Origin of the sequence: Dyella sp. C9 (assembly GCF_003332825.1) — a bacterium.
GTDB lineage: Bacteria > Pseudomonadota > Gammaproteobacteria > Xanthomonadales > Rhodanobacteraceae > Dyella.
In genome coordinates this window covers 301,859-323,613 of sequence record NZ_QIRF01000001.1, presented here as the reverse complement: position 1 = coordinate 323,613, position 21,755 = coordinate 301,859, and the positions used below count along the sequence as shown (strand labels likewise).

18 protein-coding genes are annotated in these 21,755 nt (G+C 67.0%); 9 read left to right on the top strand and 9 right to left on the bottom strand.

The annotated features are described in order from the left end of the window. Window positions 1–37 precede the first annotated feature (37 nt). The gene (locus tag DVU99_RS01445) at window positions 38–1,327 is read left to right on the top strand and encodes an ectonucleotide pyrophosphatase/phosphodiesterase (RefSeq protein ID WP_114238424.1); all 1,290 of its coding nucleotides are present in this window, start codon (window positions 38–40) and stop codon (window positions 1,325–1,327) included. A gap of 57 nt (window positions 1,328–1,384) precedes the next feature. On the opposite strand, the gene DVU99_RS01440 is transcribed toward DVU99_RS01445, so the two are convergent. Together DVU99_RS01440 and DVU99_RS01435 are read right to left on the bottom strand one after the other, a co-directional pair. Further along, entirely contained in the window at window positions 1,385–1,768 is a 384-nt protein-coding gene (locus tag DVU99_RS01440; RefSeq protein WP_114238423.1) for a VOC family protein, read from the bottom strand. Window positions 1,769–1,778: 10 nt separating this feature from the next. Beyond that, a complete protein-coding gene (locus DVU99_RS01435; protein ID WP_232823403.1) occupies window positions 1,779–3,077 on the bottom strand; it encodes an MFS transporter in 1,299 nt (432 codons plus the stop codon). A gap of 231 nt (window positions 3,078–3,308) precedes the next feature. Between DVU99_RS01435 and DVU99_RS01430 the strand changes: the two genes are divergently transcribed. Together DVU99_RS01430 and DVU99_RS01425 are read left to right on the top strand one after the other, a co-directional pair. Continuing rightward, window positions 3,309–5,018, top strand: a complete 1,710-nt coding sequence (locus DVU99_RS01430; protein ID WP_198670147.1) for a diguanylate cyclase — start codon at window positions 3,309–3,311, stop codon at window positions 5,016–5,018. 13 nt (window positions 5,019–5,031) lie between these two features. Next, window positions 5,032–5,943, top strand: coding sequence for a hypothetical protein (locus tag DVU99_RS01425; RefSeq protein ID WP_114238420.1), 912 nt, complete (start codon window positions 5,032–5,034; stop codon window positions 5,941–5,943). Between the two features lie 18 nt (window positions 5,944–5,961). Here DVU99_RS01425 and DVU99_RS01420 read toward each other — a convergent pair whose 3' ends face one another. From DVU99_RS01420 to DVU99_RS01405, 4 genes are all read right to left on the bottom strand, one after another. Continuing rightward, window positions 5,962–8,997: a glycoside hydrolase domain-containing protein gene (locus tag DVU99_RS01420; protein ID WP_157971317.1), complete on the bottom strand. Its 3,036-nt coding sequence runs from the start codon at window positions 8,995–8,997 to the stop codon at window positions 5,962–5,964. A 189-nt stretch (window positions 8,998–9,186) separates the two neighbouring features. Continuing rightward, a complete protein-coding gene (locus DVU99_RS01415) occupies window positions 9,187–10,173 on the bottom strand; it encodes a multidrug resistance efflux transporter family protein (RefSeq protein WP_114238418.1) in 987 nt (328 codons plus the stop codon). Window positions 10,174–10,236: 63 nt separating this feature from the next. After that, window positions 10,237–11,598, bottom strand: coding sequence for a HAMP domain-containing sensor histidine kinase (locus DVU99_RS01410; protein WP_114238417.1), 1,362 nt, complete (start codon window positions 11,596–11,598; stop codon window positions 10,237–10,239). Next, window positions 11,595–12,281, bottom strand: coding sequence for a response regulator transcription factor (locus DVU99_RS01405; protein ID WP_114238416.1), 687 nt, complete (start codon window positions 12,279–12,281; stop codon window positions 11,595–11,597). The genes DVU99_RS01410 and DVU99_RS01405 overlap by 4 nt, the downstream gene beginning before the upstream one ends. A 152-nt stretch (window positions 12,282–12,433) precedes the next feature. Between DVU99_RS01405 and DVU99_RS01400 the strand changes: the two genes are divergently transcribed. Beyond that, window positions 12,434–12,931, top strand: coding sequence for a Spy/CpxP family protein refolding chaperone (locus tag DVU99_RS01400; protein ID WP_114238415.1), 498 nt, complete (start codon window positions 12,434–12,436; stop codon window positions 12,929–12,931). A 93-nt stretch (window positions 12,932–13,024) separates the two neighbouring features. Here the strand turns inward: DVU99_RS01400 and DVU99_RS01395 are convergent, their stop codons facing one another. After that, window positions 13,025–14,140 (bottom strand): aldo/keto reductase, encoded by a 1,116-nt coding sequence (locus tag DVU99_RS01395; RefSeq protein WP_114238414.1) that lies wholly within the window; start codon window positions 14,138–14,140, stop codon window positions 13,025–13,027. 99 nt (window positions 14,141–14,239) lie between these two features. Here DVU99_RS01395 and DVU99_RS01390 point away from each other — a divergent pair, with 99 nt between their 5' ends. Both DVU99_RS01390 and DVU99_RS01385 read left to right on the top strand, forming a co-directional pair. Then, the gene (locus DVU99_RS01390) at window positions 14,240–15,160 is read left to right on the top strand and encodes a LysR family transcriptional regulator (protein ID WP_114238413.1); all 921 of its coding nucleotides are present in this window, start codon (window positions 14,240–14,242) and stop codon (window positions 15,158–15,160) included. A gap of 25 nt (window positions 15,161–15,185) precedes the next feature. Further along, window positions 15,186–15,599: a PaaI family thioesterase gene (locus tag DVU99_RS01385; RefSeq protein WP_198670146.1), complete on the top strand. Its 414-nt coding sequence runs from the start codon at window positions 15,186–15,188 to the stop codon at window positions 15,597–15,599. A gap of 7 nt (window positions 15,600–15,606) precedes the next feature. Here the strand turns inward: DVU99_RS01385 and DVU99_RS19640 are convergent, their stop codons facing one another. Both DVU99_RS19640 and DVU99_RS01380 read right to left on the bottom strand, forming a co-directional pair. Continuing rightward, a complete protein-coding gene (locus tag DVU99_RS19640; protein ID WP_157971316.1) occupies window positions 15,607–15,777 on the bottom strand; it encodes a hypothetical protein in 171 nt (56 codons plus the stop codon). Between the two features lie 132 nt (window positions 15,778–15,909). Then, the gene (locus DVU99_RS01380) at window positions 15,910–17,277 is read right to left on the bottom strand and encodes a formimidoylglutamate deiminase (RefSeq protein WP_114238411.1); all 1,368 of its coding nucleotides are present in this window, start codon (window positions 17,275–17,277) and stop codon (window positions 15,910–15,912) included. 81 nt (window positions 17,278–17,358) lie between these two features. On the opposite strand from DVU99_RS01380, the gene DVU99_RS01375 reads away from it, so the two are divergent. From DVU99_RS01375 to hutI, 3 genes are read left to right on the top strand one after another with little or no spacing between them, the layout of a single operon-like run. Then, window positions 17,359–18,933 carry a bifunctional GNAT family N-acetyltransferase/carbon-nitrogen hydrolase family protein gene (locus DVU99_RS01375; protein WP_114238410.1) on the top strand — a complete coding sequence of 525 codons (1,575 nt, stop codon included), beginning with the start codon at window positions 17,359–17,361 and terminating at the stop codon, window positions 18,931–18,933. A 50-nt stretch (window positions 18,934–18,983) separates the two neighbouring features. Next, a complete protein-coding gene (locus DVU99_RS01370) occupies window positions 18,984–20,423 on the top strand; it encodes a chloride channel protein (protein WP_343126318.1) in 1,440 nt (479 codons plus the stop codon). Beyond that, window positions 20,420–21,655 carry an imidazolonepropionase gene (hutI, locus tag DVU99_RS01365; RefSeq protein ID WP_198670145.1) on the top strand — a complete coding sequence of 412 codons (1,236 nt, stop codon included), beginning with the start codon at window positions 20,420–20,422 and terminating at the stop codon, window positions 21,653–21,655. Before DVU99_RS01370 ends, hutI begins: the two co-directional genes overlap by 4 nt. Window positions 21,656–21,755: the final 100 nt, after the last annotated feature.

The window sequence follows — 21,755 nt, the reverse complement described above, 5'->3', positions numbered from 1 at the left end:
AAAATGCGGGGTTTGTCTCTATGCTACGGACCCTCGCATGAAAATCCCGTTTCGCCTGTTGCTCGGTTCGCTCATAGCGTTCAGTGCGGGTTGTGCCCATCCGCCCGCCACCCCGCCGTCCGAACCTGCGGTCACCACGGCGAAAGCGTCGTCCGCCCCGGCTCCCACGCCGCTGCTGTTGATCTCGATCGACGGCTACCGCGCCAATTACATCGATCGCGGCATCAGCCCGATCCTGGCCAGCCTGGCCCAGCAGGGCGTGCATGCGACCGATGGCATGCAGCCTTCGTTTCCGTCGCTGACGTTCCCGAACCACTACACCCTGGTGACCGGCCTGCGACCCGACCACCACGGCATCGTCAACAACACCATGTCCGACCCGGCGCTCGGCAAGTTCTCGCTGAGCAACCGCGACGCGGTGAGCGATGGTCGCTGGTGGGCCGAAGGCACGCCGCTGTGGGAGACCGCCGACCAGCATGGCCTGCGTACAGCCACCATGTTCTGGCCGGGCTCCGAGGCGAACATCCATGGCAAGCACCCCGACTATTGGATGCCATACGACGGCAACGTCACCCCGCAGCAGCGCGTGGACCAGGTGCTGGCGTGGCTGGACCTGCCGGCCGACCAGCGCCCGACCTTCCTGACCCTGTACTTCGATGCGGTTGACCATGCAGGCCATACCTATGGCCCGGACACGCCGCAGGTCGACCAGGCACTGAAGGAAACCGACGCGGCGCTCGCCTCGCTGGTACAGGGCCTGCAGAAGCGCAACCTGCTCGATCGCATCAACCTGATCATCGTGGCCGACCACGGCATGGCCTCGGTACCGGCCAACAACAGCGTGATGCTGGATCGCATCATTCCGCTCAACCAGGTGGACGTGGTGAGCCTGGGCGTGCTCGCCGGACTCAACCCGGCCAAGGGCTACGACTTCTCCAGGATCGAGGCGCAGCTGGAAAAGCCGCAGAAGCACATGACCTGCTGGGACAAGTCGCGCGTGCCGGCCCGCCTTGCGTATGGCAGCAACCCGCGCGTGCCGCAGCTGCTGTGCCTGGCCGACGTGGGCTGGCGCATCACCACCACCGACTACGTGTCCAAGAAGAAGGGCAAACTCAGCCTCGGCGAACACGGCTATGACAACCAGGCGCCGGAGATGCAGGCGCTGTTCGTCGCGCATGGCCCGGCGTTCCGCCAGGGCACCACGGTGCCTTCGTTCCCGAACGTGGACGTCTATCCGCTGATGGCGCACCTGCTCGGCCTGCCCGCTGCAGCGAACGACGGCAACTACGATGCGGTGAAGGCCATGCTCAAGCCCGACGCGCAGTAAGCGCAAGCGAATCCCGGCAAGGGCAGCGCAGTCCCCGCCCTTGCCGGGACCATCGAATCAGCCGATATAACGACCGACTTCGATCAGGTTGCCGTCCGGATCACGGAAGTACACCGATTCGATGGGTCCACGCGCTCCGGTGCGCCTCACCGGACCTTCCTCGATGGCCACCTGCTCGCGCCGCAAGTGATCGATCACCTCCGTCACGGACGATGCGGTGATCAGGCACAGGTCCGCCGACCCCGGCGTTGGCCGCAACGCCTTGGGCTCGAACTCATGGCCGTGCGGATGCAGGTTGATCTTTTGCGCACCGAACGCGAGTGCCTTGCGGCCCTCTCCAAAGGTCACCTCCTGCATGCCGAGCACGCGCGTGTAGAACGCGCAGCTGGCCGCGACATCGGCCACGGTGAGCACGAGGTGGTCAATCGATTCGATCTTCATCGAAGCTTCCTCATTGGGGAATCGGGGGCTCCGTGCCCGGTGACGGCGGCCCCGGCAACGGTTGCAGCCGGTAGAGCCGCCAGGCGATAAGCAGACCGGCCAGCAGCAGCACCGTGACGAACGACACCACGCCATTCCAGCCATGGGTGGCATAGAACAGTCCTCCGCTGGCACCGGCCAGGCTGGAGCCCATGTAATAGGAAAACAGGTACATCGACGAGGCCTGCGCCTTGGCGGCACCGGCGCGGCGCCCGACCCAGCTGCTGGCGATGGAGTGACCGCCGAAGAAGCCGAAGGTCACCGCCACGATGCCCAGCACGACCAGCGGCAAGGGACGCATGACGGTCAGGCCCACGCCCAGCAGCATCAGCACGAACGCCGTCCACAGCACTTTCCTGCGCCCCAGCCTCCCGGCGAGATGTCCCATCCAGGCCGAGCTGAAGGTACCGATCAGGTACACACTGAAGATCGCGCCGACCACGGCCTGCCCCAGGTTGTACGGCGGGGCCAGCAGGCGGTAGCCGATGTAGTTGTAGACCGTGACGAACGCGCCCAGCAGCAGGAAGCCCTCGGCGAACAGCCACGGCAGGCCGGCATCGCGGAAGGCAAGCGCAAAGCGCCCCATCAATGCGCCCAGGTGCAGCGGATGGCGTACGTGGTGGCGCGACGGTGGCAGCGCGCGCCAGAACAGCAATCCCGAGGCGAGGCCAATGAGGCCGACCGTGGCCACGCCCCAGCGCCAGCCCACGAAGTCGGCGAGCACGCCCGCAACCAGGCGGCCGCCCATGCCCCCGATCGCATTGCCGCTGATGTACAGGCCCATGCCCAGCCCAATCGACTCCGGATGCATCTCTTCGCTGAGGTAGGTCATCGCCACCGCCGGCAGCCCGCTCAGCGTGAGGCCAAGCAACGCACGCAGGATCAGCAGCATGTGCCAATCAGGCACCAGCGCCGTGGCCAGCACCAGCACCGCGGACGACAGCAGCGAGGCCGTCATCACAGACTTGCGGCCCCAGGCATCGGAGACTCCACCGGCAAACAGCATGGCGAACGCCAGCACCCCAGTGGTGAGCGATAGCGATAGCGCCGCAGTCGCGGCACTGACCCCGTAGTCCCTGCTGAATTCGGGCATCAGGGGCTGGGTACAGTACAGCAGGCCAAAAGTGGCCACGCCCGCAAAGAACAGTGCCAGGTTGGCCTGGCGAAAGATCGGCGTGCCATGCCGGATGAAACGGTCGGATTCAAGTTCCTGCGTGGGCGGTCGATCCACTGCCCGGGATTGCCGATCGACCTCTTCCTGCATTGCCATGCTTGAACTGCCATCCAACCAAACGGGCTGACAAGCATAGAACGTGCGGCCAAGCTGTTCGATCGCCGGTTCAAACGTCTGTTTGCATTTGCGTTTTTGCGGCACGAGCGACGGGGAATCGCTCCGTGACGAAGGCAAAACGTGATACATAGTGCGCACCGAGGGTTCATCCGAAGGACCGGAGTGACCTCGGACACCGGCTACAGGGGGCCGGAAAAAGGGGAGGGAATGATGCATCGCGCGCCCGTGGTGGCCTTTGTCGCATTCATGTTTGCGACGCTCTATGCACTGGTGGTGCATGCCACGCCTGTGGCCGCGCCGCGACCCAGGCTGCAAGTGGCCGCATTGCCGGCATCAATCAAGGCACCCTCGCCCGCCGATGTGGTCGCCGGCAAGCTCGACGCCTCGTTCGAGCCACAGCCCTCGACCTATACCCGCAACGCCGTGGAAAGCGAGCGCTGGTACCGCCTCACTACCGACCTGGACTGGCTGGACAAGACCTCGCCGGTGCTCAGTTTTGCCAGCGTGGCGTACATCCCCATCACCGTATATGCACCGCCGGACTACGAACCCCAGGAGCTGTGGTTCGCGAAGCTCGAGGACACGCCACGTTTCTCGCGCCACCACCTCGCGGTCGAACTGCCGCGCCACTGGCGCGCCGGCCAGCCGGTCTATGTGCGGGTAGCGGCGGACAGCTTCACTCGTCCGGTGAAGGCGACGCTGAGCGACATGGCCAGCTACCAGGCGGAGGACCTGAACCATGTGCGCCTGACCACCATGTTCGCCAGCGTGCAGGTCACCATGATCCTTGCCGCGCTGTGCCTGTGGATGGTGCTGCGCGACCGCGTGCTGGCCTACTTCATCGGCTACGCCTCGTTCCAGCTCGTCTACCAGATGCTGGTAAGTGGCGAGATCTACGAACTGCCCGGTGCCGGCCTGCTGGTCCCGCTGGGAACACATGCTCCCTGGCTGTTCGGCGCCCTGAGTGCGCCGTTGTCGATCTCCTTCATCCTGGAATTCTGCGAGCTGCGCCAGATCACACCGGCGGCTGCGCGCCTGCTGGGCTGGATGCGCTGGCCATACCTGGTCTTTGCGCCGCTGCTGTGCTTTCCGTTCGCCGAGCGCGTGCATGCGATCGCCAGCGCCTTCAACCTGTGGTTCATGCTCTCTTCGCTGTGGGCGCTGATCACGGTGACGCTCGCGGTGAGCCGGCATGGACGGCAGGCGCGTTTCTTCCTGATCGCCTGGATGCCACAGGTGCTGTTCACCTTCCTGCGTGTGACCCAGGTACTGGCCGGGCTGGACCTGCCGCGCTGGCTGGAGTACGGCTTCCCGTTCACCATGGCGTTCTCCAGCATCGTGGTCACCATCGGCCTGGCCGACCTGTCGCTGCGTGCACGGCGCGAGCGCGACATGGCCCATCACCTGGCGGACCACGACGCGCTCACCGGCGTGCTGAACCGCCGCGCGCTGGTGCGGCGCCTGCAGGCCGCCGTCACGGACGCACGCCTGCAGAAGGCTCCACTGGGACTGTTGTTCCTCGACATGGATCACTTCAAGTCGATCAACGATCGCTATGGCCACCCGGTGGGCGACGCCTGCCTGCGCGCCGTGGCCGAGGCCATCGGCGACGAGCTGCGTCCCTCGGACTGGCTGGGCCGCTATGGCGGCGAGGAATTCGTCGTCGGCCTGCCCGGCACCAGCCACGACAACGCAATGGCCATTGGCGAGCGCATCCGGGCACGCATCGAGACGCTCAACGTGCATTCGCGCGGCAGCACGCTGCAGACCACGGTGAGCCTTGGCGTCGCTTGCCTCGAAGGCCATGCCGACACCGCCGACGACCTGATCGCGCGCGCCGACGCCGCGCTTTATCGCGCCAAGACCGATGGCCGCAACCGGATCGTTGCGCATGCCCCTCTCGCCGCCGTCGGCGGCTGAACCAAGGAAACCCGTGGACACACCCCAGCTGTTGTACCCGCAGGACCTGGCACCGGGCGACGTGCTGCTGCACATGGGACGCGGCGAACTGTCCCGATTGATTGCATGGGTGGGCGACAGCGCCTACAGCCACGCTGCCGTGGTCTGTGCCGGCGGCGAGCTGATCGAGGCGGCCGCATCCGGCGTGCGCCATGCCTCCCTGGCCGCGCGCACCACCATGCTGGAGAACTTCCATTACATCGACGCGTACCGCCCCTCGTGCCTGCAGGGCGATGACCTGTCTGCGCTGCAGGCTGCGCTGGACGTCTACCTTGGCCGTCCCTACCCGATGACGTCGCTGTTCACGCTCGGCGTGGTTTGCGCGGTGCGCAACAAGATTCCCGGAAGCCGAGACCTGCGCCGGGTGGTGCGCATGGCACTGGACCTGGTGATCGACAACGATGCCAGCAAGGTGGTGTGCAGCGAGCTGGTTTACCGCGGCTTCGACGAAGCAGCGACCGAGCCGCCGCATGCCCTGCGCCTGCCGGTCATCACGCGCTCGCGCCAGCACACGCCACTGCCGGACATCGACTTGCTCGCACTCGCCCACGAGTGCCTGGACGACCTGCGCCGCGCCGGTCGCCCTCCCAGCCTGGCCAGCGAAATCGCGCTGCTTTCCGCCCCCTTGCACGGCATGCACGACGTCACCGCGGCGGCCCTGGCAGAGGCTCCGGACGACGACTTGTCAGCACGGCTGCAACAGGTGCGCGAGCAACTCGGCCTGGCTTCGCCGGCTCCGTCGGTGCTCGCGGCAAACGTGTCGCTCGCCCTGCCCGACCCCATTCCCAATCCGAAAACCGTGCTGCCCGCCGACCTGGAGTTCAGCCCGGGGCTGGTGAAGCTCGGCAGGCTGGCCATGGCGCCAGCCTCCGTGTCCACGGCATGACTCGGATAACTGCCGGCGTCACTCCACTTCGATCAGCCAACCCTTGCCCGGCTCCAGCGGAATCAGCTGGTCTGGCTTGAACGTCGCCGCCGGCTGGAAGCCCTCCACCGCCGGCGCCACCAGCGTCGCCTTGTTCGAGGACAGGCCCAGCGCCTTCCAGTCGATGGCCAGCTTCACCGACGTCTTCTGCGGTGCCCACGAGGCGATGGCGATCAGCGTCTTGCTGCCCCTGCGCACATAGCTGGTGGCCAGCACATCGTCGCGCCCCGTCTGCACCGGGGTGTCGTGTACCCACCAGCCGATCATCTCGGCCTGCTCGATGCCGAACGCATCCCACAGCTTCCACAACGCGCGCGGATCACTGCCTGGCGACCAGCCCAGGCGATTGGTCATGCCAAACAGCATGCCGCGCCACGGATTGCCGTCGTGCTGCAGCATCTCGCCCATCAGGCCATACGGGATGCCGGATATCTCGGTGAGCCAGTAGGCTGGCGAAGTGCTTTCGTAATCGAACTCCTCGCCGAACCACAGGCGGTCGATGTACGGGAACAGCTCCATGTACAGCAGTGCGCTGTTGATGTAGCCGTCGCGCGGGTTGTACTGGCTGGCCGAGTGAAGATCGATCAGCGGATGCGGGCGATGCGCCTGCAGCACCTTGCGCACCCGCTTCATGGTGGTGCGATCGTACGCCACGTCGTCGAGGTACAGGCCGTCGATGCCGATGTTGCGGGCGAGCCAGTCCAAACCCTCGATGTAATAGTTGTGCCAACGGCTCTGCCCGGCGTTGATCACCGCCGCATCACGGTTCTCCGGCACGTGCCATGCCGCGATGTAGTCGCCATCCAGATGCTCCTGCAACCACGAGAAGCCGCCACCCTTGCCGCTGCTGATCACCTCGTGGCCCAGGCTTTCGAGCATCGGCAGTTCCGGCGCACGATCGGACAACTCGCGCACGGTGTCGTAGATCTTCACCCGCATGCCGCGCTGATGGGCCGCGTCCACGTAGGCACGCATGGCGTCGGGCTCGAGGAACGGGTAATTGATCCACGGATTGATCGGCGTGGCGTGATGGATGTTCACCACGTCGGCACCGTCGGCCTTGATCGCATCGAGGTCGCCGTAACGGTGATAGAAGCGCTCCGCGAAGTGCTCGGCCGGATGAATCGTCTTGAACGGCGTCACCCGCATCACCAGGTTGTAGTACAGGGTTTCGCCGGCTTTCATGCGCCGGGGGCCACTGAAGGCCTCGGCCAGGTAGTACGGGTGGTCTTCCTGCCCGTGCGTGTCCACATGGCGCAGCCGAATGCCACCCTGCCCCTGGTTGTCCCACGACACCGGCATGCGCAGCGGCTGCTGGTGATAGAAGTTGGTATTGAGCGGTCGCAGGTAGTTCTCGTCGCGCAGGTGGAACTCCAGGCCCGCGTTGACCGTACCGATCCATGCGCCGTCCTGGTTGTTCTCCACGTTCCATTTCCAGTCGAACGTGTCCGGGGCACGATCACCCTGCCGGCCCAGGCCAAGCTGGTAACGTGCCGTGGCCGGATCGAACGGGATGTCCAGACGGATATCTTCCAGCGACACGTCCTGGTCCGCGGTGAGCGCGATGTCATAGCTCAGCGTGCCATCGGCCTCCAGCGTGCCCACCAGTGCGCTGCGCAGCACGCCCAGATGACCGTCCACGCGCCAATGCACCTTGGCGGGACCATCGCGGACGATGGCGGGCGCGTCCGCATCGCCATCGGCGCGCAGTTGCTGCGTACCACCCGTCGCTGCAGATGCCAGCTCCATGGGTTCGGCCAGGACTTGCTGCGCCTTGCCAGCCATGCCCGTCATGCGCTCATCGAAGCGGCTGCTGATCTGCCTGGGCAAGCCATTGCCGCCGAGCACGATGTCCCGTCCGAGGATGCCCAGCTTCGCGCCATCGACGGTGATCGCAGTGAACGGCGCCACCAGCTCGTTGTCCTGCGCCAGCGTGGAGTCGAGCCAGCGCAGGCGGCTGAGCCTGGACGGATCATCGTCGCCATGCGCGATCGCCTGACCGCTTTCCACGGTGATCGCCAGCGGAATTTTCTGCGCCGCCTGCCCCTCGGCGGATACCACCAGCTCGCCGCGATAAACGCCCGGTTGCGCATCGGCCGGGACATCCAGCCCCATCCACAATGCCTGCACCTTGCCCGCTGCGACGTCGATGCGCGAGGTGACCGGCTTGCCGGCGTAGTCGATGCCACCGAGGTTGAAGCAGGTGAAGGCGTCGGCAGGAATGACGGCACCGTCGGCGGCCTTGAGCGCACCAAAGGTCACTCGTACATCGCCCACGGCCGCCTGCGGTGCCCAGGCACCGACCTGGAAACTCAGGTACTCCCCACGCGCCACGCTGTCGCTGAAGCTGCCCCCGGGTCCACGCTGGGCCCAGCGCTCCGGCAGCGCGTCGAACATGCGGATCGGGTTGGCGCGTGTCTCGGGAAACAGCAGCAACGCCTGATGGGCATGCGCCGCCAGCAAGGTCTTGAGCTCATCCGGCGTGGCCGTGCGCTCCATTGCGGTGTAGGCGTCGAAATCATCCACGGCTTCGTAGCGCAGCACCTTCGCCACCGGCAGCTTCGACCATGCCTTCGCATCACGCTGCCACCTGGCTGCCCAGGCGGCATCGGCCGTCTCGCTCACCGGCGCATAGGTCACCGTGGGGTAGTTGCTGCGCCCCTTGCTCACGTAAGGCTGGTAGTACACCGCATACGTGCCGGCATGCGCGGCCTTGAACACCAGCTCGCCGCTGGCGCGATCGATGGCGCCACGCAGCACGTTGGCCACGGGTTGGCCGTCCGGCCCGGTAACGATCACCGCGACCTGCTCGGGATGTGCATCGCGACGGCGCCACGGAATCACCACGCGCACCGCATCGGCGGGCTGCGCCACCTGCACCAGGTAACGATGATTGCCCAAGGCGTCGGCGTTCCAGCGCAACGGCTGTTGCGAGACCAGTGTCTGTCCATGACTGAAACACGCCGTACCCAGCAACGCGCCTGCGATCAACCACGCCCCACGCCGATGACCCATCGTAACCCCAGCTTGCGAAAGGAAGCCGGCCACGCTTTCGCGGCCGGAACCCGTGTGTAACCCGGGTGGGCGTGCAGGGGCAAGTTCCGGAAGGACCAGCGGCGGCGGTTCAGTCGCGCAAGCCGTGATCCATACCCGCGGCGGGTGGCCGCAGTCCTTGGTTCGATCCGTTCAGGCCATGCGCGGCATTCACGCGCCGCGATCGGTACGCAAGGCGCTGACTTCCTCGGCATGGCCAGCGGCCGAACGTCCGCTCATCCAGCCGAACAGGGCGATGCCGACCACGATCATCAGCGCACCGATGGCCGAATAACCATGCGGCCACGCCTCGCCGAGAAAGCTGGCGCCGATCACGGTGGCAAACAGCAACTCCGCGGCCTGCATCGCCTCCACCGCGGCCAGCGCGGTCGGCTCGCTGCGCACCATGTCGGTGGCGCGGAAGAACAGCACCGTGGCGATCACGCCCGACGACAACGCCACGCCACCCGCGAGCAGGATCTCACGCAGACCGGGTGGCCCGACCACGCGCCAGGTCGCCGCCGCGAGCAGCAACCACAGCGGCCAGCTGCACAGGGTCATGCCGAACACCCGCTGGGTTGCACCGATGCGGATTCCGCTCTGCTCCAGATGGAGCAGCAGCATGCGGTTGCCCAGCGGATACATGAAGGCCGAGAACACCACCGCCCCCATCGCCAGCCAGTCGCCGGCGCGCAGGCGGCCTTGCGCATGCCCCCACTGCAAGGCGAACACCCCAGCCACGATCAACGCACCGACCGCCACGCTGCGCCAGGCGAGGTGGCGGCGTTCGTCGCGGTAGATCAACGGCGCCAGCAACGGCCCCGCCAGTACCGTGGTCTGGAAGCTGCCGGCGACCAGCCACGAAGGTCCGCTGTTGGCGGCCCAGGTCAACGGCAGGCCGAACAGCACGAACCCCACCGCGCTCCATCCGAACCAGGTTCGCCGATGTCGCCGCAGCTCCGTCGGCAGCTCGCCCAGCCCGCCCTGCCACGGCAGGGCGAGCGCAAGCAGCGGCAAGGTAATCAGGTAGCGCAGGATCACTGCCCACGCCCAGTGGCCACCGCCGGCCACCAGGCTGCGGTTCAACACGTAGGTCATGGTGAAGAACAGCGCCGCGCACAGCGCCAGTGTCACCGCGGCGAAAGCGTTCGAGCGCATCGCGATCCCGTTGCCGAAAACCTTGAGTGTGGCAAAAGCCGCTGTACTTGCGTAGCCAGTGGCTCAGGACACCAGCACCAGCGGGAAATGCAGGCCCACGACCAGGCCACCACCCTCCGCGTTGTCGGCGCGGATGTCACCACCGTGCGCACGCACCACGCGCTCCACGATGGCCAGTCCCAGGCCATGGCCGTCGGCGCGTACGGCATTGCTGCCACGGAACAACGGGCGGAACAGCGAATCAAGCTCGTCCGGCGGCACGCCAGGGCCGTGGTCACGGATCGACAGCGTGGCGCGTTCAGCATCGGCGCGCACCTGCAACTCGACATCACCTCCGGGTGGACTGAACTTGATTGCGTTGGAAATCAGGTTGTCGAACGCACGCTCCAGCAGCAGCTCGTTGCCCGAAACGACCGCCGGCGCGGGCGCATCCACCTTCAGCGAGATGCCGCGTTCGGCAGCCTCCAGGCTGGCACGGCGCACGCACTCGGCGAGCAGTGCTGACACATCCACCGGTTCGCGGTTTTCGCCCGGCAGCCCGCCTTCCAGCCGCGACAGCGCCAGCATCTCGCCGGTCATGCCGTCCAGGCGGACGATCTCCTGCTCGGCCTGCGCGAAATAGCGGGCGGCCTCCTCGGGATCACTGCTTCGACGAGCGAGGTCGAGAATCAGGTGCAGGCGCGCCAGCGGTGAGCGCAATTCGTGCGAGAGATCCTGCAGCACGCTGCGGTCATGCGCGACCAGCGCCTCGATGCGCACCGCCATCGCATCGAAATCGCGTGCCAGCTGGGACAGCTCGTCATGGGCGCGGCGGCCTTGCTCGCCCACGCGCGCCGAAAGCTCGCCCGACGCCATGCGCCGCGTGGCCGTGCGGATCGCCTCGACTGGACGTGCCACGCTGCGCGCCACCCACCAGCCCACCATGCCGATGAAGAACAGCGACAGCACGCACTGGATCGCCAGGAAGATGGTCTGGCGCGTCTGCTGGCGCAGGCGCGAATGCGTACGGCTCAGCGCCACCAGCTGGCGCGTGTGGCCATCACCGCCCTTGATTTGCTGGATGGCCAGATAGAGGTTCGGCCAGGGCTGCAGCACCATGTCGCGCTGCTCGGCCAGCCAGTTCGGCACCGTCGCCTCCACCGACGAAGGCATGCGCACGGCCACCAGCGGCTGCCCATCCTCGTAGAGCGTCGCCTCGATGCCTTCCCGACGCTGCTGCGCCGACCAGTCGGCCAGCGCAGCCTCGCCGCCGCTCTCGTAGGCCTCGTCGGCGCTTTGCGCCAGCGCGGACCAGTTGATCTCCACTGCCGTGGTGTATTCGATGAAACGCTGGGTGAGGAAACCACCGAAGATCAGCGCCAGCAGGTTGGCTGTGCAGAACAGGATCAGCACGCGCCAGTACAGCGAACTCTTGAATGGACTCACGCCGCCCCCGCCACCAGGCTGTAGCCTGCACCGCGCACCGAGTCGATGCGCACCGATTGCGCCGAAGCCTCCGCCAGCTTGTGGCGCAGGCGACTCACGTGCACGTCGATGCTGCGGTCGAAGCGCTCCAGCTCACGCCCGAGCGCCATGCGCGTCAGCGTGGCCTTGTCCACCAGTTCGCCGGCACGCTGGGCCAGCGCCAGCAGCAGCTGGAATTCCGCGCCGGTCAGGCTCAGCTCCTGCTCGCCCACGTAGGCGCGGCGCTCGCCCGGCTCCAGCCGCAACATGCCCACCTGCAGCGTACCTGCCGCCAACGGCGTATTGCGGCGCAGCTGGGCGCGCACGCGGGCCAGCAGTTCGCGCGGCAGGCAGGGCTTGGTGAGGTAATCGTCGGCGCCCAGTTCCAGGCCAATCACGCGATCCACCGGCTCGCCGCGAGCAGAAAGCATGATCACCGGCAAGCGGTGCTTCAGGCGCAGCTCGCGCAGGGTATCGAGGCCATCGCGGCCAGGCATCATCACGTCCAGGATCAGCAGGTCCGGGCGCGTGGAGGGGTTGTGAAGCTGGGCCAGCCCCGTGTCGCTGTCATGGGCGACATCCACCGTGAAGCCCTCCCGCTGCAGGTACTCCGCCAGCAGCCCGGCAAGGGCGCGGTCATCGTCGACAATGAGGATTCTAGGCATGTTCTTTCGCGGCTCCGGGGCCATTCAAGCCGCGCGCGGGGCGCGAACTCTACCGGCTTTACCCTTCTTTACGTTCCGGCAAAGAACATACACATAGCGCTGTCGTCAAATGGACATCACCCAAGTCCACCTCAACGACAAAGGAAAACCCCATGCGCAAGAACGTTACCCTCGCCCTGGCCCTGGCTTCGGCCATGGCTCTCGCCCCGTTCGCCATCGCTGCCGCCCAGGACGGCGGTCCGCACGGTGGCTGGCACGGTCACGGTCACGGTGGTGCCTTTGGTGCGTACAACAAGCTCAACCTGAGCGACGCCCAGAAGGCCAGCATCAAGCAGATCATCAAGAGCTCCTTCGCGCAGAACAAGAGCCAGTTCCAGGCCCTGCGCCAGCAGCGCCAGGCGTTCGAGCAGATGGCCCCGAACTCCTCGGGCTACCAGGCTGCCGCCGCCAGCCTTGCCCAGGCCGAAGGTGCCGCCACGGTCGCTCGCATCCAGCAGCGCGCCGCCATCCGCACCCAGATCTACGCCGTGCTGACCCCGGCACAGCAGAGCCAGCTGGCCACCATCAAGGCCCAGCAGCTGGCCCGCCGCCAGCAGTGGGAGCAGTTCAAGGCGACCCACCCGGTCTCCAGCAGCAGCTCGGCCCAGTAATCAGCAGTTCGGACGACGTCACAAGAACCACGGGTGCCCCACGGCCCCTCACAACCTTGGCGCCAGCCTGCATGCTGGCGCCATTTTTTTTGATCAATCGGCCTTGAAGCCGCCAGCCCCCTGTGCCGGCACGAATACGCCAGGCGCATAGCCGGCCGGCTTGTTGCCCACCGCGACGCCGCCGTGGAGGCGCGATTGCTGCACATCGCCGAAGAACCAGTACGGGAAGCTCGCCTCCGGCGCACTCGCCGCGTCCAGCCTCGCCCGCAGCCCGGCGGGGATCTCGAAGGCCAGCGCCGTGAGGTTGTCGTCCAGCTGGGCCAGCCTGGTCGCGCCCACGATCACCGAGGCAATGCCCGGCTGCGTGGCCACCCAGTTCAGGGCCACCTGGGCCATCGGCCTGCCCATCGCGGTCGCCACCGCCTCCAGTTCCGCCACGATGGCCCAGTTGCGTTCGGTGAAGCGATCGAAGCCGGGCGTGCCGGCGATCTTGGCCAGCCGCCCGTCGCCTGCCCCGCCGGTGGCGCTGGGCTTGTACTTGCCTGACAGCAGGCCCATGCCGAGCGGGCTCCAGGCCGTGATGCCCATGCCCAGCTCGCCAGCCATGGGCACGAACTCGTGCTCGATGTGCCGCTCGACCAGCGAGTACTCCAGTTGCAGATTGACCAGCGGGGTCAGCGCATGCGCCTCCGCCCAGGTCTGCGCACGCGACGCGTACCACGCCGGCACATCGGACAACCCCGCGTAGCGGATCTTGCCGGCCCGCACCAGGTCGTCCAGCGTGCGCACGACCTCCTCGGCGGGCGTCAGGCGGTCCCAGGTGTGCAGCAGGTACAGGTCGATGTAGTCGGTGCGCAGGCGACGCAGCGAGCCTTCCACCGCGCGCAGGATGTTCTTGCGGCCGTTACCGCCCGCGTTGGGGTTGCCGGGCTGCGCGTTGTAGCTGAACTTGGTGGAGAGCACCACGCGGTCGCGGCTGGCGCTGTCGGCGATGAAGCGCCCCAGCAGTTCCTCGCTGGCGCCGTCGGTATACAGGTCGGCGGTATCGATGAAATTGCCGCCCGCCTCCAGGTAGCGGTCGAACATGGCCCGCGCCGTGTCTTCGGCCGCGCCCCAGCCCCAGTTGTCACCGAAGGTCATGGTGCCCAGGGCAAGGCGGCTGACGCGAAGGCCGGAACGGCCGAGGGTGTAGTAGGTGTCCAGTGACATGGCGGGCTCCTGTGCGGGTCGGGATGGGCACAGTGTGCGACTTGCCATTGGCCGGAAAAATCCGGATCTTGTGGATGCGTTATTAAGCCAGGCTAATTAATGCGACCCGACGACACCCCCGCCCTGCGCGCCTTCCGGCTGATCGCCCGGCACGGCAGCTTTACCCGGGCTGCGGCCGCGCTGGGCGTCACGCCCTCCGCGCTCAGCCAGACCCTGCGCCAGTTGGAGGAACACGTCGGCGTGCGGCTGCTGCATCGCACGACCCGCAAGGTCGGCCTGACCGAGGCGGGCCTGACCTTCCTGGAGCGCATCGCCCCGGCGCTGGGTGAAATCGATGCTGCCGTGGACGCCTTGCGCCAGCACGGCGCGCGTCCCGCCGGTACCCTGCGCATCGCCGTGCCGCAGATGGTGCTCGACCACCTGGTTGCGCCGGCCCTGGCCGGCTTCCTGCGGCAGTGGCCCGAGCTCAAGGTGGACGTCCAGGTCGAGAACCGCCTCACCGACCTGGTCGGCGGCGGTTTCGACGCCGGCATACGGCTCGGCGAGCGCCTGGCGCGTGACATGGTGGCCATACCGCTGGGTGGCCCGCAGCGCGCCGTGGTGGTCGGCTCGCCCGACTACTTCGCACGGCACGGACGGCCGCGCCATCCGCAGGAGCTCACCGCGCACGCCTGCCTGCGCTACCGTTTCGACAGCAGCGGCGCGATCTATCGCTGGGAATTTGCCCATCCCTCGGGCGCATCCAGGGGACAGTGGTTCGAGCTGGACGTGGATGGCCCCATCACCACCAATGACCCGACCCTTGCCGTGCGTGCCGCGATCGACGGCCTCGCCCTGACCCACATGGTGGAAATCTCGGTGCGCACGGCGCTGGCCGAGGGACGCCTGGAGTCGGTGCTCGACGACTGGCTACCGCCGTTCGACGGTTTCTATCTCTATTATCCAAGCCGCCTGCAGGTCCCGCCGAAGTTGCGCGCCTTCATCGAGCACCTGCGCCAGTACATCGCCGACGATCACTGAGGCACGAAATATGGAGAAACGCGTCGTGGATGATCTTGAGGCCTTCGCCCGCCGGATATTCCAGTCCCAACCGTTCAGTCGCCACCTGGGGGCCGAGCTCAGCGGCTGCGGCGCCGACCACGCGGAAATCACGCTGCGCATCGCCGATCACCACAAGCAGCAGCACGGCTTCGTGCACGGCGGTGTCATCAGCTATCTCGCGGACAACGCCATCACCTTCGCCGGCGGGCTCGCGCTGGGCGGCGACGCGCTCACCTCGGAATTCAAGATCAACTACCTGAGGCCTGGCGTAGGCTCGCATCTGATTGCGCGAGCCCACGCCAGGGGCAAGGGCAAACGACAGGCCGTCTGCCTTTGCGAAGTCATCGCCGTGGCCGACGACGGCACCGAAACCCTCTGCGCACTGGCGCAAGGCACGGTGGTGTCAGCCACGCCGTAAAGCTTCATCAGCCGTGCCAGTGGCCGGAAATCCACACGCCACCCGGCGCGTAATAGCCAGGCACCCACACGCTCGCCGCGTAATGCGGCCGCGGTGCAACCACCACGCAGCCGGTCAGCGAGAAGATCGCGGTGCACACCACGGCTAGGCCGAGACCGATCCGCATGAGCTGACGCATGACGCACTCCTTTGTTGGGGGATTTGTCCCGGAGAACGCCAGCCGCGATGAGCTGATGACGATGTGCGTGTGACACGATGGCTGCGATTCATGCAATTCGCAGCCACCGTTCATGCTGTCCCGTAGCTTGCGTCAGCCTTGTGCAAGACGCTGCATGGTGGAGCGATAGCGCGCGGCGATGCGGTCCTCGTCGCGATGCGCAAAGTCGCGCACGATCCACTCGCCGCCCACCATCACGTCACGCACCAGCGGCACGTTGCCGGCGAACAGCAGGCTGTCGAGCACCGAGGCTTCATCACGCGCGGCAAGCAGCGGGGCACGATCGTCCAATACCAGCAGGTCCGCGCGCGCGCCGATGCGCAGCTCGCCCACCGGCATGCCCGAGGCCAGCGCACCGCCTCGCAACGCGGCCGGCCATAAAGTGTCGCCCACGCTATCGCCCTGGTGGCGCGCGGCGATGTTGCGATGACGCGTGGACAGCCGCTGGCCGTATTCCAGCCAGCGCAGTTCCTCGACCGGCGATACCGAGATGTGCGAATCCGAACCGATGCCCAGCGTGCCGTGCGCATCGAGGTAGTCGGCCAGCGGAAACAGGCCATCACCGAGGTTCGCCTCGGTGGTGGGACACAGCCCCGCCACCGCGCCACTGCGGGCAACCCGCGAGGTTTCATGCGCGCTGAGGTGGGTGGCGTGTACCAGGGTCCAGCGCGCATCGACTTCGGCATGATCAAGCAGCCATTCCACCGGCCGCGCGCCGCGCGTGGCCAGGCAATCCTGCACTTCGCCGATCTGCTCGGCGATGTGGATATGCACCGGGCAATCCTTGCTGGCGTCGTTGGCCAGCACCAGCTGCATGGCTTCCTCCGGCACCGCGCGCAACGAGTGCAGCGCGATGCCCACGCGCACGCGCTCGCTCTGGTGGCCGCGCAGGGTCTCCAGCAGCCGCAGGTAGGACGGCACGTCGTGGCCAAAGCGACGCTGCCGCGGAGTGAGCGGACGGCCGTCGAAGCCACCGGTCATGTACAGCACCGGCAACAAGGTCAACGCGATGCCCGCTTCGCGCGCCGCCTCGATCAGCGCCAGCGACATCGCCTCCGGCTGTGCGTAAGGCGTGCCGTCGGGCTGGTGGTGCAGGTAGTGGAATTCGCAGACCTGGGTGTAGCCCGCCCTGACCATCTCCACGTAGAGCTGCGCGGCGATCGCCTGCAGTTCGTCCGGCCCGATGGTCGAGGCGAACGCGTACATGGTTTCGCGCCAGGTCCAGAAGCTGTCATCGCTCTTGCCCTTGCGCTCGGCCAACCCGGCCATCGCGCGCTGGAATGCGTGCGAATGCAGGTTCGGCATGCCGGGCAGCACCCAGTGCCCCAGGCGCTCGCCCTCGGCCGGCGCGAGCCCGGCCACCTGGCCGCGGTCGTCCACCAGCAGGCCCGCGTCGCGGGTCCAGCCGTGCGGGGTCCACAGGCGATCGGCGCTGTAGCGAGTGGGTATGCTGTCTGCCATCGGCCTGCTCCTCGGGGACGGATCCCGAGTTTACCTGCTCGCCCGGCCTCCTCGTTCAGCCCGCTGCGGCATAATGTGCCGATGGCCAAGAAGACTCCGGAACACGCCCCGAAACTGCTGGTGCGCCAGGCAAAGCCTGCCGACGTGCCGGCACTGGTCGAGCTCACGGGACGCGTGTACACGCCCGAATGGGGTCACTCGGCGGAAATGCTGCGCTCCCAGCAGACGCACTTTCCCGAAGGGCAGTTCGTGGTCGAGTACGAAGGCAAGCTGGTCGGCTACTGTGCCACTTTCCGCATCGACGAGGCCGCCGCGCTGGCGCCACACACCTGGATGCAGATCACCGGCGGCGGCATGGGCTCGCGCCATCGCCGCGACGGCAACTGGCTATACGGCATGGAAGTGGTGGTGCACCCGGACTACCGCAACATGCGCATCGGCCAGCGCCTCTACCAGGCACGCAAGCGCCTGTGTACCGACCTGAAGCTGCGCGGCATCGTGTTCGGCGGCCGCATTCCCGGACTCTCGCGCAACCTGCAGCGCTACGGCAGCGCCGAGGCCTATGTGCAGGCGGTGGTCGAGGGCCGCCGGCGCGATCCCACCCTGAGCTTCCAGCTCAGCAACGACTTTGAAGTGATCGGCCTGCTGCGCGGCTACGTGCCGTCCGACTACGACTCGCTGGGCTACGCGGCGCATCTGGTGTGGCGCAACCCGCAGCTGCTCAACCAGCCGGACATTCCCTCGATCCCGTCCACCCAACGCCTGCCCGACCTGGTGCGCGTGGCCTCGGTGCAGTACCAGCAGCGACGCATCCGCTCGTTCGAGGAGTTCGCCACCCAGGTGGAGTACTTCACCGACATCGCCGCTGACTACAACGCCGACTTCGTCACCTTCCCCGAACTGATCACACTGCAGTTGTTGTCGATCGAGAACGAGGAACTCTCGCCGGTCGAGTCGATCCGCAAGCTCAGCCAGTACACCCCGCAGGTGAAGGAGCTCTTCAGCCGCCTGGCGGTGCACTACAACATCAACATCATCGGCGGCTCGCATCCCACCGAGCAGCCGAACGGCGACATCCACAATGTCTGCTACGTCTGCCTGCGCGACGGCTCCATCCACGAGCAGGAGAAGATCCATCCCACGCCCAGCGAGCGTACGGTGTGGAACATCTCCGGCGGCGACAGCGCGGCCAGCATCCTGACCGACTGCGGCCCGATCGGCGTGATGATCTGCTACGACTCCGAGTTCCCCGAGGTGGCGCGCCACCTGGTGGACCAGGGCGCACTGATCCTGTTCGTGCCGTTCTGCACCGACGTGCGCGAGGGCTACCTGCGCGTGCGCTACTGCTCGCAGGCCCGCGCCATCGAGAACCAGTGCTACGTGGTGCTCTCGGGCAACGTGGGCAACCTGCCGGGCGTGAACAACTTCGACATCCAGTACGGCCAGAGTTGCATCCTCACGCCCAGCGACTTCCCGTTCGCGCGTGACGGCATCGCGGCCGACTCCACACCGAACATAGAAACCGTGCTCTTCGCCGACCTTCATCTGGAAAGCCTGGCCCGCGCCCGCAATGCCGGCGCGGTGCAAAACCTCAAGGACCGTCGCTTCGACCTCTACGAAACGCGCTGGACCCGCAAGTCCGAGGCGCAATCGTGAGCGGCCCGCACGAGGATGGCCCCGCCCCGCGACCCAACGGCAATGGACGCCTGCAACGACTGACCGATTCGGAACTGTTCTCGCCGCTGCAATGGCGCCGGCGCGTGCTGTTCTGGAGCGGTGCCGTGCTGGTGGGCCTCGCCGCCGTCGGCTTTGCCCAGGCAGCCGACTGGGCATTCGGCGTGTTCCATGGCGTGGTGACCGAACACCGCTACTGGGCCTTCGCCATTACGCCGGTCACCTTCGCCGTGCTGGCCTGGCTGACCCAGGGCGCGTTGAAGCCCACGCGTGGCTCGGGCATCCCGCAGGCCATCGCCGCGCTGAAGGTGGAGGACGAAGGTTTCCGCCAGAGCCTGCTCTCCCTGCGCGTCGCCATCGGCAAGATGGCGCTGACGCTGGCCGCATTGCTGGGTGGTGCATCGGTGGGTCGTGAGGGTCCCACCGTGCACGTGGGCGCGGGCCTGCTCTATTCGCTGGGGCGGCGTTTCGGCTTCGACGAACCCGCGGCCGCGGGACGCTTCATCCTGGCAGGCTCGGCGGCAGGCCTCGCGGCCGCGTTCAACACCCCACTGGCTGGCGTGGTGTTCGCCATCGAGGAGATGAGCGGCACCTTCGAGCACCGCATGAGCGGCACCCTGCTGACCGCGGTGATCGTGTCGGGCGTGGTATCGCTGGGCATCCTCGGCAACTACGCCTACTTCGGCCATTTCGATACCGGCTTGCCCTTGGGCAAGGCATGGTGGGCCGTGCTCGCCACCGGCATCGTGTGTGGACTGGCGGGCGGCCTGTTCGCACGGCTGATCCTGCCCAGCGATACCGGGTTGCGCGGCTGGGTCGGTCGCCTGCGCGCACGCCAGCCGGTGTTGTTTGCCGCCGGCTGCGGCCTGGCGCTCGTACTGTTGAGCCAGCTCACCCGCACCGGCCTGTATGGCACCGGCTACGCGCAGGCGAAGGAGATCCTGGAGCACCACTCCGCCACCGTGCAGGGCTTCGGCGTGATGAAGTTCCTGGGCAACATCGCTTCCTACTGGGCCGGCATTCCCGGTGGCATCTTCTCGCCGGCTCTCGCCGTGGGCGCGGGCCTGGGCAACAACCTCACACTGATCCTGCCGGGCGTCGACCCGTCCGCGGTGGTCCTGCTGGCGATGGCCGCCTATCTGTCCGGCGTGACCCAGGCTCCGCTGACGGCCACGGTGATCTCGATGGAACTCACCGCCAACCAGCAGATGGTGCTGCCGATCATGGCCACCTGCCTGCTGGCCCGCGCAGCATCCTCCCTGCTCTCGCGCAAGCCGGTCTACCGCGCGCTCGCCGACAAGCTGATCGAAGGCTACGAGCAGGAGCTTGCGCGCCGCACCACCGAAAACCGCAGCGAGGAAAACGATCTGCCCGGTGCACCCGCGCGACCGATCGTCGAGGATCCGGCGACGCCGTTGCCGCCGTCGCATGACCATCCCCACCACGACTCCCACGGCCATCGATCCCCATGACCCCACGCTGGGACCACCTGCTGCTGGACGCCACGCTCGCCACCTTCGCGGGCGACCAACCCTACGGCCTGATCCGTGATGGCGCGCTCGCCCTGCACGAAGGCCGCATCGCCTGGGTTGGGCCCCGCGATCGTTTGCCCGGCGAACCTACGACGCTCGCCACGCGCGTGGACTACCTCGGCGGTGCGCTGGTCACGCCCGGACTGGTCGACTGCCACACGCATCTGGTGTTCGGTGGCAATCGCGCCCATGAGTTCGACCTGCGCCTCAACGGCGCAAGTTACGAGGAAATCGCCCGTGCCGGTGGCGGCATCGTCTCCACCGTAAAGGCCACGCGCGAGGCCAGCGAGGACGAACTGTTCGCCCAGGCCCTGCCCCGCGCGCATGCCTTGCTCGCCGATGGCGTCACCACGCTGGAGATCAAGTCGGGCTACGGCCTGGACACGGACACCGAGCGGCGCATGCTGCGCGTGGCGCGACGACTGGGCAAGGCGCTAGGCATCACCGTGCGCACCACCTTTCTTGGCCTGCATGCATTGCCACCGGAGTACCGCGACGACCGCGACGCCTACGTGGCGCAGGTCTGCGACGAAATGCTGCCTGCCCTGGCCAGCGAAGGCCTGGTCGACGCCGTGGATGCCTTCTGCGAAGGCATTGGCTTCGCGCCGGATGAGACACGACGCGTGTTCGACCGCGCGACGCAACTCGGCCTGCCGGTAAAGCTGCATGCCGAGCAACTGTCCGACCTGGACGGCGCGGCGCTGGTCGCCCGCTACCGTGGACTTTCCGCCGATCACCTGGAATACCTGAGCGACAGCGGCATCCGCGCGATGGCGGAAGCCGGCACCGTGGCGGTGCTGCTGCCGGGAGCCTTCTACGCCCTGCGCGAGACCCGGTTGCCGCCCATCGCCGGATTGCGCGCGCAAGGCGTGCCGATGGCGATCGCCACGGACTGCAACCCCGGCACCTCGCCGCTGTTGTCATTGCGCCTGGCAGCCGGCATGGCCTGCACGCTGTTTCGCCTCACCCCGGAAGAGGCCTTGCGTGGAGTGACGGTGAACGCCGCGCGCGCGCTCGGCCTGGATGACCGCGGCACGCTCGCCGCCGGCCAGCGCGCCGACATCGCGGTGTGGAACCTGCGCGAGCCGGCCGAGCTCTGCTATTGGATCGGCGGCAGCCACCTGTTGCGCGAGGTGTTCATCGGCGGCGAATGGCTTTCGCCCGAGGGCTGACGTGGCAGCTAACGTCCAGCGCGCGGAGCATGACCGCTGAGACGCCACCGCGCCGTGGCGCGCAGGCACAAAAAAACCCGCCAAGGCGGGTTTTTTTTGA

Bases quoted from the DNA above. Each gene is read 5' to 3' on its own strand.
- DVU99_RS01430 (WP_198670147.1), top strand. From the start codon at position 3,309: ATGCATCGCGCGCCCGTGGTGGCCTTTGTCGCATTCATGTTTGCGACG.
- DVU99_RS01440 (WP_114238423.1), bottom strand. From the start codon at position 1,768: ATGAAGATCGAATCGATTGACCACCTCGTGCTCACCGTGGCCGATGTC.
- hutI (WP_198670145.1), top strand. From the start codon at position 20,420: ATGACCCCACGCTGGGACCACCTGCTGCTGGACGCCACGCTCGCCACC.
- DVU99_RS01420 (WP_157971317.1), bottom strand. From the start codon at position 8,997: ATGGGTCATCGGCGTGGGGCGTGGTTGATCGCAGGCGCGTTGCTGGGT.
- DVU99_RS01400 (WP_114238415.1), top strand. From the start codon at position 12,434: ATGCGCAAGAACGTTACCCTCGCCCTGGCCCTGGCTTCGGCCATGGCT.
- DVU99_RS01390 (WP_114238413.1), top strand. From the start codon at position 14,240: ATGCGACCCGACGACACCCCCGCCCTGCGCGCCTTCCGGCTGATCGCC.
- DVU99_RS01435 (WP_232823403.1), bottom strand. From the start codon at position 3,077: ATGGCAATGCAGGAAGAGGTCGATCGGCAATCCCGGGCAGTGGATCGA.
- DVU99_RS19640 (WP_157971316.1), bottom strand. From the start codon at position 15,777: ATGCGTCAGCTCATGCGGATCGGTCTCGGCCTAGCCGTGGTGTGCACC.
- DVU99_RS01445 (WP_114238424.1), top strand. From the start codon at position 38: ATGAAAATCCCGTTTCGCCTGTTGCTCGGTTCGCTCATAGCGTTCAGT.
- DVU99_RS01375 (WP_114238410.1), top strand. From the start codon at position 17,359: ATGGCCAAGAAGACTCCGGAACACGCCCCGAAACTGCTGGTGCGCCAG.
- DVU99_RS01395 (WP_114238414.1), bottom strand. From the start codon at position 14,140: ATGTCACTGGACACCTACTACACCCTCGGCCGTTCCGGCCTTCGCGTC.
- DVU99_RS01405 (WP_114238416.1), bottom strand. From the start codon at position 12,281: ATGCCTAGAATCCTCATTGTCGACGATGACCGCGCCCTTGCCGGGCTG.
- DVU99_RS01380 (WP_114238411.1), bottom strand. From the start codon at position 17,277: ATGGCAGACAGCATACCCACTCGCTACAGCGCCGATCGCCTGTGGACC.
- DVU99_RS01415 (WP_114238418.1), bottom strand. From the start codon at position 10,173: ATGCGCTCGAACGCTTTCGCCGCGGTGACACTGGCGCTGTGCGCGGCG.